The sequence below is a fragment of the Pseudomonas sp. GW822-FHT04C11 genome, from assembly GCF_058800905.1.
Genome location: NZ_JBXAMS010000011.1, coordinates 84,461 through 96,338 on the forward strand (window position 1 = coordinate 84,461; position 11,878 = coordinate 96,338).

An 11,878-nucleotide genomic window follows, 5' to 3' on the forward strand; every position below is an offset into this window, starting at 1 on the left:
ATTAGGTTTCCGTACCAGAACGCCAATTCCTCAATCCAAATGATAATAATTTGCATATACCGCACCGAGAACACACCAAGGGGCTGGATCAGTGGTGATCTCCCAATGACCGAAGCAACATTCGAAAACCACAAAAAAGGGCCGGTGCCTGAAGAGGACCAGCCCTTTGTGCGCCAGATACGTCGTGAATCAGCCCTTGTAGCCCTGAACCACCTCGTCAGCCATTCGATTGAGACAGGTCACGCTAGCGGTACACAGATACCAGGTCTGAGCATCGACAAAGATGACACGGCCGTTGTTCCAGGCCTTGGTCTTGCGCAACAGCGGGTTATCCAGGCTCTTGATGTCCAGTGCCGGACGATGCTCCATCACCGCGGTTCGGTCGATTACATAGAGAATGTCGGGATCGGCCTGCTGGATAAACTCATTGGAAATCGGCTGTCCATGCAAACCGGCTTCGATGTCAGTGCTGGCCGGTTTCACGCCCAGGGTGTCGAAGACAAAGCCGTAGCGCGACTTCACGCCGTAGGAGGTGAAGGCGCCGTTGTTATGCAGCACGATCAAGGCTTTCTCTGGACGCCCTTCAGTGACACGGCGGGTCTGTTCCACCTTGGCTTCCATTTCCGCGACTTTCTGGCGGGCCAGTTCCTCTTTGCCGAGGATGCGTCCCAGGAGGGTCAAATGTTCCTTGGCTGTGCCGATGAGATTGCCTTGTTTGTTGGTCAGGTCCACGTCGTCATAGACGGTCGGGGCGATCTGGCTGAGTTCCTTATAGCTTTGTGCCTGGAGCGGAGAGATCAGAATCAGGTCGGGCTTGAGCGCATGCAACCGCTCAAGATTGGGCTGAATAGTCGCCCCTACATCCATGACATTCGAGTCGTCACGGTATTTGGCGAGAAAGCTGGTGACGTAGTCCTTGGCGATGCCCACTACCGGTGCCTTCAATTGATCGAGTGTATCGAGCTCGCTCATATCGAAGGCCACTACACGCTCGGGCAGTTTGGTCACCACGGTTGTGCCCAGAGGGTGCTCGATCTTGATCGGCTCGTAGTACGCCTGCGCACTCACTGGCGGCGCGGCCTCTGCTGCCGGCTTGTCACATCCCTGCAGCCCGGCCGCTACGGCCATTGCCAGTAGCACTCCACAAAATTTGTTCGCGTGATCCGTGCTCATATCAGTTCCCTTGAAGGTGATGGGTTGAAGTAGTTGCAGACAAACCCTTGTTCGCTCTGCAGGATTTCGAAATCCAGATCAAAAAGTTCCCGCAGGTGCGCCTCGGTCACCACCTCTGCGACCGGACCGTGGCAGTGAATTCCCCCGCCTTTCATGGCAACGATATGATCGGAATAGTTGGCCGCGAAGTTGATGTCATGGACCACCAGGATCACTGTGCGGCCTTGCTCATCACACAAACGACGCAGGGCACGCATGATCTGTACGCCATGCTTCATGTCGAGGTTGTTGAGCGGCTCGTCCAGCAACAGGTAATCCGTTTGCTGGGCAATGGTCATCGCCAGGAAGGCCATCTGCCGTTGTCCGCCGCTGAGCTCGTCAATGTAGGAGAGGCGCAGGGACTGCAAAGACAAGAACTCGATGGCTTCATCGATTGCCTCGCGATCCTGGGCGGTAAGCGCTCCACGGCTGTAGGGGAAGCGCCCGAAGGCGACCAGTTCCTCGACGGTCAGGCGCAGGTTGAAATCCGGGGACTGGCGCAAGGTGGCCACGCGCTTGGCATAGTCGCGAACGGGCACATCCAGAATGCTCCGCCCGCCAATCAGCACGTCGCCCCGGGTCGGCGCCAGCAGGCGAGCAATCAACATCAGCAGCGTGGTCTTGCCCGCGCCGTTTGGGCCGATCAGCGACGTGACCTGCCCCGGTGGAAACCGGACGCTGACGTCACTCAGGACGTGCCGGGTGCCATAGGCCTTGTAAACGTGATTGAGGGCGATCATGGGGTGCCTCGGGTTCGAATCATCAGCGCAAGGAAATACACACCACACACCAGGTTGATGAGAATGCTGACGGAGGTGTTGTAGTTGAATATCTGCTCGACCAGGTATTGGGCGACAATGAAAATGCCAATGGCGATGGCGCAACTCATGGGCAACGTGACCCGGTGCCGAGCGGTTCGGGCAAGCGCATAGGAGATGTTCGCAACGAACACGCCCATGAATGCCGTCGGCCCGACGAGGCTCGTCGAGATCGCCACCAAAATGGCGATAAGTGCCAGTTGAAGTCGCACGCTGCGCGGGTAATCGACCCCTAGGGAAATAGCCTGGTCACGTCCCAGGGAAAGCACATCGAGCACTGGCAGGGTTCGTTGGGCGATGCAGCACACCGCCGCGACCAGCACGCCCGAATAGATCACTTGCCCAGGTTGCGCCTTGTTGAAGGAGGCGTAGTTGAACCCTTGGAAAATCGAGAATTCTCCGGGGCTGATCTTCAGCTGGATGAATTGGGTAAACGTCCCCATCACCATGCTCAGTACCAGTCCCAACAGGAGCAGCAGGTACACGTTGTTGCTCCCGTCACGGAACAGCCACCGATGAATAAGCCATGAATAGCCGAGCATCAGCAGGACCGACAACAGGACGTTACCGTCACGCCCCAGCAACACCAGGCTCTGGGTGCCCAGCAGCAGGATCAGCAGTGCCTGGAACAGCAGGTAGATCGCCTCATACCCCATGATCGCCGGCGTCAGTATTCGGTTGCCGGCGATGGTCTGGAAGATCACCGACGAATAGGCAATGCACACCCCGGCAATGCACATCGCCGCCAAACGGGTCAGTCGCTTGGGAATGACGTAGTCGAAGTCCAGGCCGGCTCCCAACAACAGGAACGCGATCGCCAGCACCAGAACCAGCAGCCAGAGACCATAACGGGTAGCCACGCGCCTCATGTGTACTTCCTGATCAGCAGCACGAGAAATATCAGCCCGCCCACACTGCCGGCGGTGAGGCCTATGGGCACTTCGAAGGGGTAGATCAGCAGGCGGCCGAGGATGTCGCAGGCCAATAGCAACGACGCGCCGCACAAGGCGACGATGGGCAATGTCCGCTCCAGGTTTTCGCCGTAGTGCAGCGCCACCAGGTTGGGAATCACCAGTCCGACAAAGGGGATCGCCCCCACCGTGATGACCGTGGCGGAAACGGTGACCGCCACGAGCATCAGACCTAGCGCCGCATTGGCCGCGTAGTTCAACCCCAGACTGCTGGCCATGCCCTCACCCATCCCCAGGACGGTAAACCGGTGCGCATACAGGTAGGTGAGCACGACAATCGGCAGGATCAGATAGATGATCTCGTAATTGCCCTGCACGATTTTCGAGAAGTCACCGAGCATCCAGCCCTGCATGCTCTGCAAGATGTTGTGACGGTAGGCGTAGAACTCGGCGACGGCGCTCAACACGCTGCCATACATCAGCCCTATGACCGGAATCATCACCGTGTTCTTGAACTTGATACGGCGGATGATCGCGACATAAATCAGGCTCGCGGCAAAACAGAACACCAGGGCAAACAGCATCCTGCCGACAGTCCCCGCGGCGGGGGCTACCGTCAGTGAAATCAGAATGCCCAGCTTTGCCGCATCCAGCCCGCCGGACGTGGCGGGCTCGACGAACCGGTTACGCACAATCTGCTGCAGGATCACGCCGCAGACGGCCAGCCCTACCCCGGTGAGTATCAGGGCCGCGAGGCGCGGAAGGCGGCTGGCGGTCAGTGTCAGCCAGGCATCTTCGGAAAAGGTGAAAAGTTCCGTCCAGGAGACTTGCTTGACTCCCACCATCAGCGAAAGGCAACAGAGCACAACAAACAGGAGCAGTAAGGTTGCACGACTCAAGAATCGTCCTCACTGCCAAGCACCCCGGCAATGCGCCAGCCCTTTGCGGCCCGGCGCTGAGCGAGAAAGTGCGCGTAGAGCCCTGGCTTGGTACTCAATTGCGCGTGGGAACCTCGCTCGCTGATCTGGCCATTATCGAGCACCAGGATCTGGTCGGCCATGGCCACCGTCGAGAGCTGGTGCGCGATGACGATCAGCGTACGCGTACCACGCAAGCGTGCCAGTGCCTCGGCAATAGCGGCCTGGTTTTCGGCATCGAGCGCAGCAGTGGCCTCATCGACCAACAGAATCGGTGCATCCTTGATCAGCGCACGGGCGATGGAAATCCGCTGGCGTTCGCCGCCAGACAGTCGAGCGCCGCCCTCGCCCACCGGTGTATCCAGGCCTTGAGGCAGTCGTTCGATGATCTCCACGACACCGGCTTGTCGTGCCGCTTCCATCACCTGGGCATCACTGGCATCGGGTTTGCCAATGCGAATGTTGTCGGCGATGCTGCCCTGGAACAGGTAAGCATCCTGGAAGATCTGGCTGATCTGGCCGGCCAGTTGCTCGCCGGACATCTGGCGCACATCCACACCACCGACGATCACAGAGCCTTGAGTCACGTCGAAGAAACGCGCGATCAGCCTCACCAGCGTGGTCTTGCCCGAGCCGGAAGCGCCGACCAGAGCGGTCATGCTGCCCGGTTCGATACGCAGGCTGACCTCATGTAATACATCAGCCTGATCCTCGGCATAACGAAAGCTCACGTTGCGCAGTTCGACGGACCCATCGACGGGTGCTTGTGGCGTTTGCGGTTCAGGCAACGGCTTGACCGCAAAGATCTCACGCACGGCTCCCAACTGGCCACGCGCACCACGCAACACCTCGCTATAGCCGGCCACTTCCAGCAACGGATCGATAATGCGGCTAACCAGCAGCAGTGAAACAATGACCGCGATGACCGATCCCGCCTCCAGGCTTGCGCCCAACAGCTCACCCAGCCATAGCGTGGCGGCCACCAGCAAGGCGGCGAAGCTCGCCTGTACAGCCCACGCATTGAACACCACCGACATTGCCGAGACGTGAATCAACCGTCTCGCGGAGTCCTGCTGGCGCCCGATGGCCTGTTCTAGAAACTGAGTACCACCGTCCTCGCCATTGAACGCCCGCAGCACCGATTGCGCCTGGGCGAACTCGACCATGCGCTGGCTGGTGTGGGCAGCGTTGTACTGGAAGTCCTGGTCGGCACGCTGCCCCAAGCGAGCGGTCAATACAAAGACACCCAAGAGGATCGGCAGCGTCACCAGTGCGATCAGGCCCATCTGCCAGTGCAAGGCGAACAGTGCAATCAGGATCACTACCGGCGTGATCACGCCGGTAATCAGTGGCGTGAAAACGTGGGCGGGAAGCTGCGCCATTTCCATCATGCCCTGGGACGCGACATGGCTTAGCCGCGCGGTATTTTGCGCGGTGAACCAACCCACCGGCAAACGCGCCACGTGGTCACCGAGCCGATGGCGGCCCCGCTGGAGAACCGCGATGCCGACACGGATTCCGGCTTTCTCTACTGTGCGTCGTAGCGCCCAGCAAATCACCATGCCGATCACCAGCGCGATCAACCATTGGCCCGCTGCGCGCGTTTCACTGCCCAGCAGGCCGGTGAGTATCGGCACCAGGGTGACAATCGTCAGCCCGCAGAGCAGGCCGTAGACCAGCGTCATATAGAGATAGCGCCGCAGTACCGGGGCGTCTTCACCCAACAGTTGAATAAAGGTTTTCAGCATGACGGCACCGCCTGTTCCTTGGCCTGTTCGTAGCCGCCCAGTGCCCACAGTCGGGCGTAGCGGCCTTTGCGGGCGAGCAGTTCGTGGTGACGTCCCTGCTCACAAATCGTACCGTTGTCGATCAGAATGATCCGGTCGGCGTGCATCACCGTATCGAGCCGGTGAGCGATCACCATCAAGGTGCGGCCCCGGGCGAATCGCGATAGCGCTTGCTGGAGCTTCACCTCGTTCTCGGCATCGGCTGCCGCCGTGGCTTCATCAAGCACCAGCACCGGCGGGTCCAGCAACACGGCGCGGGCGATACTTACGCGCTGTAACTCGCCGCCGGAGAGCTGCACATCCTCTCCGATCACCGAGTCATAACCGCGCGGCAAGGCGAGGATGCGCTCGTGAATATTCGCGGTGCGTGCTGCGTCTTCGATTTCCTGCTGGCTGGCCGACGGCCTGCCCAAGGCAATGTTGTCGCGCAGGCTGGCATGGATAAGACGTACTTCCTGCAACACAAAACCGATGCGCCGGTACAACTGCGCGCTCTCGATCTGCCTGATGTCGACGCCGCCCAGCGTAATGCGCCCTTCAGTCGGATCGAAGAAGCGCAGCAGCAGGCGTGCCAATGTCGACTTGCCGGAGCCGGAAGCACCGACAATCGCGGTCACGGTGCCGGGCTTGAGGGTGAAGCCAATGTCCTTGAGCACCGGGCTCTGGCCGTCGTAGCTATAGCCGAGTTGCTCGACGCGAATTTCGGCATTTTCAGGCAACTGCTGGGATTCGCCCGCCTGGGTTTCCAGTACCGGCGTTTCCAGTAGCCCATGCACACGCTGGGCAGCGGCGGTAGCATTGTTCAGGTCGTGGGTGATGTAGCTCAACAGCAGCAGTGGCGCGCAGATGCCCGGCGCCACCAAGGCGAAGGGCAACACCTCGACCGGTGTGATCCAGCCTAGGCTCACCAACAAAGTGCCAAAGGCCAACACCACCCCGAGTACCGCAACCGGGGTGACCATTGCATGGGCGTTGGCCATCGCACTGACCAGCGGCCGGGTGAAGTCGGTGAACGCTTCAGCGAAGGCATCCACCGCCTCACGGTAACTGCCATGGGCCTTGCCCTCGACACCGAAGGCCTTGACCACGGGAATGCCGTTGACGAACTCGACTACAGCGTTGTTGATACGTGCCATACCGGCACCGAACGATTGCATGTTCGCCCCACTGGCCTTGGTTGCCCTGGAGAAAAACAGGAAAAACAGCGGGAATGGCAGCAGGGAGACAATCGCCATGCGCCAGTCCATGGCAAACAGGTACAGGATGGCGATGAGAATCGCACCAACGGTACGGCCCAGCGTGGTAAAGAAGTGCGCAGTCAGGCTGTGCAGCGTACCGATGTCATCCTGCATTGCCTGTTTGACTTCACCCGAAGCCCGACTGGTAAACCAACCCAGTGGCACCTTGGCCAGTCGACGAGTAATCGCCAGACGCAAATGGCCGGTGATGTGATTGTCGGCCAGGTGCGCAACCATCTCGCCCACCGAAATCAACGTCATGCCGAGGAACAGGCACGCCAGGCTGACGCTGACAACCTGCCAGACCTGACTCTGCATCTGGACCCAGCCGGTAGCGACCTCGGCCTGCCCCATCGAGAGCTGTGCGATATGGGCGATGCCGGCCAGTGGCACCATCGTCAGCATGGTCCCGATGGCGGCCAGTACCGCGGCGACAATCAGCCGGCCGCGTACGGGTTTCAGTATCCGGGATACCGAGCCGGCGGCGGGTTTGTCTGTATCACTCATGAGCTCTCCTGAATTACCACTGGTGACAGCCTGAAGGCATGCCTGACTTCCTTTGTGTTCGAGCGTTTTGCGCGTTGCGTACCTTTATTCCGAACGGCGACGCAAAATCCTCAATCGAAATGCGGATTAATCCGTTCGCCGTCGTGAACCGAACGACCGGTCACAGGCCCGCCCCCGATGCAAATGGGTGACAGGCCCGAAGGCCCGCAGCGATGTATTTCTCGACGGAGGACACCGACACCTTCAACTCGGCCGCGATATCCCGGTGGCCCATGCCATGCAACTTGCACATCAGCAACGCTTCGCGGGCCTTGAGTGGCTTGTTATGCAAGGCAACATCGATCTGTGACAGGGCCTCGGATGCCAGCGCACGAACCTCTTCTGATGGCACCTGAGGTTCGGCTTGCTGCATCAGTCCTTCCAGATGGCTGGCCTCAAGATGCCGGCGGCGATACAGATCTATCACCATGCCTTTGGCGATTTGAGTCAGATGACGGCGTGAGTTCTCGGTCGAGGGAACCCGGCCCTTCCTGATGAGATTGAGATAGACGTCATGGGCCAGATCCGCTGCATCCACCGAATTGCCCAGCTTGCGACGCAACAAATTGCACAACCAGCGGTAATGGTCGACATACAGCTTTTCAAATTGCTCCTGGGACGCGAACGCTCCGTTGTCCACAACACCTCTCCTGAGACGATGGTCTTCGCGATCAGATTTTGACTAATGCGAATAGGTATGATTATTATTTAACATCATACGGTGTTCATAGAGCCCCTGCAATGCGACCTCATTGCAACTCTTTTGACGCCCGGAGCCTGGGCGTTACACCAGACCGAGGATCGGTCTGTCGGCACTCGGTGCCACCTCTACTTCTTACTGTTCAGTTTGATAAGGCGGGAAATTTCCATGATGGAACTCAGTCCAGATTCGTTACCGAAGCTATCTGTCAACGGTCACGAGGAACATATCTGGCTCTTGCAGCAGCAATACCCCGAACGCATCCTCAAACACCTCTGCGCCTGGCGGCTCGACGCTGATGTCGATCTTTCAAGGCTTGAGTTGGCGATCAAGGCCGTCATCGAAGCACTGCCTGATTTGAATGCACGCTATCAATTCAACGACGACGGCGAAGTGGACAAGGTCCACGCCAGTGACTGGAAATCCTGTGTCGAACTCATTCGCTCACACTCCGACGCCGAAGCCACCGAGCAATTGCTCTCGCGGCAAGCGGCATCGTGGGATGCGCAAAGCCAGCCGCCATTCAAGGCGCTGATGATTCAAACCAGGCAGAACGTTATCCTGGCGTTCGTGATCCATCAGATCCTCGACCAGACCTGCCAGGAGATCGACCTGTATCGCGGGGTCCTGAACGCCTATGTCGGTCACTCGACCAGCGACACCCCGTGGTTACGCCGTCAGGCCGATGGCAAGGATGCAGCGCCAGCAGCCAGTACACCCAACGCCCGGCCAGTGACCAACAGCAGTGAAGTGGCGACGATTATCCTTGGCGAATTCCGTGGTGCCCTGGCTGAGCCCGACATGCAACTTACGGATGACTTCTTTGATTTCGGCGGCCACTCCCTGCTGGCCACCCGCATCATTGGCAAGCTATTGAGCAGCCACGGCATCGAAGTCCAGTTCAATGATTTTTTCAGCGCCCCTACCGCCGAGGCCCTGGCATCACGGGCCCACGTCATCGCGCATGACAACCCGGCAGCGTCTGCGCCTGGCCTGCCACAGGACGTGCAGCGCGCGCCTTTCGCGCTGGCCCAGGCCTCCCTCGGGCGGGCCTATGTCGCCTATGGGTTCGGGACGATTTTTAACCTGCCCTTTGCCTTGGATTTCCTCGACAACGTGGATGAAGCGCTGTTCGAGCAAGCCTTCCGCGACCTGCTCATCCGCCATGCCAGCCTGCGTACGACCTTCCACTTCCAGGACGCTGAGGCGTATCAGCAAATCGTGCCGGTCGCGCAACTGTCCCACTACAAATGGTTCTGGCCCAGCCATGAGAGCCGAGGGGCAACACTGGAAAGCGAAGCCGCTTATCAGTTCGACCTGGCCCGCGAACTGCCCCTCAGGGTTCGCTTCATTTACGACTCGCAGCGCAAGCGCCAAACCCTGTCTTTGCTGATCCATCACATGGCCATTGATGAATGGTCGCTCAACGTCATGATGGAAGAACTGGCCCAAGCCTACCTCGCCCGTGCCGCCGACAAAGCGCCGACCTGGGAAGCGCCTGCCCGCTCATTCCACGAGTTCGCCGTGCAAGAACAAAGTACCGGCGTCAATCAGCAGCATCTCGACTATTGGACGAGCCTGTTACGTGATGCAACCCGCGGTTTGACACTGCCCTCCCCTGATCATCAGGCGAGCGCGCCTGCCGAAGCCGCTTCGACGAAGGCTCAATGGTTCGAAATCAAACCCGACCAGGACCTCACCGATAACCTGTATGCCTTCGCCAGACAGAACAACTCGTCGCTGTTCGGCGTGGTCTATACGGCCATCGCGCTGTCCCTGCACAAACTCGGTGACTTGCAGGATCTGGTGATCGGCACATCGGCTTCCGGGCGCACCGACCCCGGGTTTTACGAAACGGTCGGTTACTTCACCACCATGGTCGCGCACCGGGTGCAGTTCGATCCTCAGCAGACAGTGGGCACTCTGATCGAAAACGTCACCCACCTGATCAATGACTCCATGGCTTATGCCGATGTGCCGATGGAGACGATTCAACAAGCCTTGGGCATGTCCGCTGCGGACGGCCTGCTGTTCGACGTCTATATCCAGATTCATGCCAACAACGCATTGAACGGCACCCTGAACACGCCAGACGCAGGAACGATCCGCTACCGACAGATTGACCCGGACAAGAACCAGTCGATGTTCGGTATTCAGTTCGAGATCCTGGAAAACCTGATCGACGGCAAACGCTCACTGCGCCTGGTGATCACCTACCGTTCGGAGCGTTACAGCGCCGAACAGATGGCACGCCTCAGCGCAATGATCGATCACGTGTTTGCACGCTTCACAACGCCAGATGCAGCCGGCATCGCCCTGAATCATATCCACGCATAACCCTCAATCAGGGTCTTGGTAACGCCAAAAGTGTTAACAAGACCCTGCACATCAAGCTCTACGCTTCATGCATCCCGTAGCGCTGGAACGATGAGCGCTTGGGCAAGCGGTAGTGCGCGCGACCGAGTAGCCGGTTGGCAATTGTCGCATTGCGAATGGCCGCTACCCCGAGATCCGGCGAACCCACACCGTGCTGGAAGATCTCCGCGTTCTGCACAAAAACACGGCCCGTGCCTTCGTCGCAGCGGCGCGCCGTAAAGTCTTCCTGGACGATACAGTCGCCGAATTCATCGGTTTCAAGCACAACGCCTTTGAGCCTTTCAAACCACTGCGGCCAGGCATGCCCGTATCCCGTCGCCGCAACAATGGCATCGGCCTCAAGGGTGCTGGTCTGGTCCAGTTCGCGGTGCCGGTAGGCAATTCGCAGCGTGCCGTCGACATCCTCCACAGTCTCGACCTCGCAGTTGGAAAGCAACGTCAGACCTGTATCAGCGCCGCCAATCGAGCGTTCGTAGATCAGGTCGTAGATCTGGGCAATGGTCGAAAAACTGATGCCCTTGTACAGCAACCCCTGCCCCGCAACGATATCTCGGCGACGTTCCCGTGGAATACTGTGGAAGTACTCCATGTAGGATGGGGTAAAGCACTCCTGCCCAAGTTTTGAATACTCCATGGGATGGAAGCCTGGCGAACGCGTGATCCAGCGAATCGAAGCTCCGGCCGCAATCCGTTCGGGGGTCAACTCGCTGAACAATGCCAGCACGCACTCCGCCGCACTCTGCCCGGAGCCAATCACCGTGACCCGCCGGCACTGCGCCAACTGCTCCTGTCTTTTGCCGAACTCCGCCGAATGCATGACCGGCGCCGTGCTCTTAAGCTGGGCCCATTTCGGCAACAGCGGCACGGTGCCGACGCCAATCGCCAGGTCCCGGCTGTAGTAACGGCGTTTGAAGCCGGACACGGACTGGCTCTCAATCAGGAATCGGTCAACGCTCGCGTCATAGCTCACATCACAGATGTCTTCGCCGAAGTGGCAAGCCGGCAACTGCTGCGACGCCCATCGGCAGTAATGGTCGTACTCGCGCCGCGGCACCTGAAAGTTCTCGTAGTAATAGAACTGATACAGGCGATCGTGCTGATGCAGGTAGTTCAGATAACTCAGTGGATGCGTGGGGTCAGCCATCGTCACCAGGTCCGCCAGGAAGGGAACCTGAAGCGTCGTGCCTGGCAAGAGAAGTCCTTCATGCCAGCGAAATTCCGCTTTGCGATCAAGGAAAATACCCGTCACGCCCGTGTGCCTGGACAGTAATGCAGCCAGCCCGAGATTAAAGGGCCCAATGCCAACACCGGCAATATCTACAGTGGGTATATCCGTCATCCGATCCATCTCCAAAGGGACTGCTTTTTGGATA

Annotated in this window: 9 protein-coding genes; 1 reads left to right on the forward strand and 8 read right to left on the reverse strand. The window is 59.0% G+C overall.

What is annotated here, in order from left to right; genetic code table 11:
* Positions 1–189 precede the first annotated feature (189 nt).
* From AC1RJ3_RS18775 to AC1RJ3_RS18805, 7 genes are all read right to left on the reverse strand, one after another.
* Positions 190–1,173, reverse strand: coding sequence for a siderophore ABC transporter substrate-binding protein (locus AC1RJ3_RS18775; RefSeq protein WP_493079830.1), 984 nt, complete (start codon positions 1,171–1,173; stop codon positions 190–192).
* A complete protein-coding gene (locus tag AC1RJ3_RS18780; RefSeq protein WP_347929961.1) occupies positions 1,170–1,952 on the reverse strand; it encodes an iron ABC transporter ATP-binding protein in 783 nt (260 codons plus the stop codon). The genes AC1RJ3_RS18775 and AC1RJ3_RS18780 overlap by 4 nt, the downstream gene beginning before the upstream one ends.
* The gene (locus AC1RJ3_RS18785; protein WP_493079832.1) at positions 1,949–2,899 is read right to left on the reverse strand and encodes an iron chelate uptake ABC transporter family permease subunit; all 951 of its coding nucleotides are present in this window, start codon (positions 2,897–2,899) and stop codon (positions 1,949–1,951) included. The genes AC1RJ3_RS18780 and AC1RJ3_RS18785 overlap by 4 nt, the downstream gene beginning before the upstream one ends.
* Positions 2,896–3,840, reverse strand: a complete 945-nt coding sequence (locus tag AC1RJ3_RS18790) for an ABC transporter permease (RefSeq protein WP_493079834.1) — start codon at positions 3,838–3,840, stop codon at positions 2,896–2,898. Before AC1RJ3_RS18790 ends, AC1RJ3_RS18785 begins: the two co-directional genes overlap by 4 nt.
* Positions 3,837–5,606 carry an ABC transporter ATP-binding protein gene (locus tag AC1RJ3_RS18795; RefSeq protein WP_493079836.1) on the reverse strand — a complete coding sequence of 590 codons (1,770 nt, stop codon included), beginning with the start codon at positions 5,604–5,606 and terminating at the stop codon, positions 3,837–3,839. Before AC1RJ3_RS18795 ends, AC1RJ3_RS18790 begins: the two co-directional genes overlap by 4 nt.
* Positions 5,600–7,390, reverse strand: coding sequence for an ABC transporter ATP-binding protein (locus AC1RJ3_RS18800; protein ID WP_493079838.1), 1,791 nt, complete (start codon positions 7,388–7,390; stop codon positions 5,600–5,602). Before AC1RJ3_RS18800 ends, AC1RJ3_RS18795 begins: the two co-directional genes overlap by 7 nt.
* 160 nt (positions 7,391–7,550) lie before the next feature.
* Positions 7,551–8,069 carry a sigma-70 family RNA polymerase sigma factor gene (locus tag AC1RJ3_RS18805; protein WP_054597220.1) on the reverse strand — a complete coding sequence of 173 codons (519 nt, stop codon included), beginning with the start codon at positions 8,067–8,069 and terminating at the stop codon, positions 7,551–7,553.
* Positions 8,070–8,297: 228 nt separating this feature from the next.
* On the opposite strand from AC1RJ3_RS18805, the gene AC1RJ3_RS18810 reads away from it, so the two are divergent.
* The gene (locus AC1RJ3_RS18810; protein ID WP_493079840.1) at positions 8,298–10,466 is read left to right on the forward strand and encodes a condensation domain-containing protein; all 2,169 of its coding nucleotides are present in this window, start codon (positions 8,298–8,300) and stop codon (positions 10,464–10,466) included.
* A 58-nt stretch (positions 10,467–10,524) separates the two neighbouring features.
* Here the strand turns inward: AC1RJ3_RS18810 and basC are convergent, their stop codons facing one another.
* Entirely contained in the window at positions 10,525–11,853 is a 1,329-nt protein-coding gene (basC, locus tag AC1RJ3_RS18815) for a putative histamine N-monooxygenase (RefSeq protein WP_493079843.1), read from the reverse strand.
* Positions 11,854–11,878: the final 25 nt, after the last annotated feature.

Bases quoted from the DNA above. Each gene is read 5' to 3' on its own strand.
- AC1RJ3_RS18775 (WP_493079830.1), bottom strand. From the start codon at position 1,173: ATGAGCACGGATCACGCGAACAAATTTTGTGGAGTGCTACTGGCAATG.
- AC1RJ3_RS18780 (WP_347929961.1), bottom strand. From the start codon at position 1,952: ATGATCGCCCTCAATCACGTTTACAAGGCCTATGGCACCCGGCACGTC.
- AC1RJ3_RS18785 (WP_493079832.1), bottom strand. From the start codon at position 2,899: ATGAGGCGCGTGGCTACCCGTTATGGTCTCTGGCTGCTGGTTCTGGTG.
- AC1RJ3_RS18795 (WP_493079836.1), bottom strand. From the start codon at position 5,606: ATGCTGAAAACCTTTATTCAACTGTTGGGTGAAGACGCCCCGGTACTG.
- AC1RJ3_RS18800 (WP_493079838.1), bottom strand. From the start codon at position 7,390: ATGAGTGATACAGACAAACCCGCCGCCGGCTCGGTATCCCGGATACTG.
- AC1RJ3_RS18810 (WP_493079840.1), top strand. From the start codon at position 8,298: ATGATGGAACTCAGTCCAGATTCGTTACCGAAGCTATCTGTCAACGGT.
- basC (WP_493079843.1), bottom strand. From the start codon at position 11,853: ATGGATCGGATGACGGATATACCCACTGTAGATATTGCCGGTGTTGGC.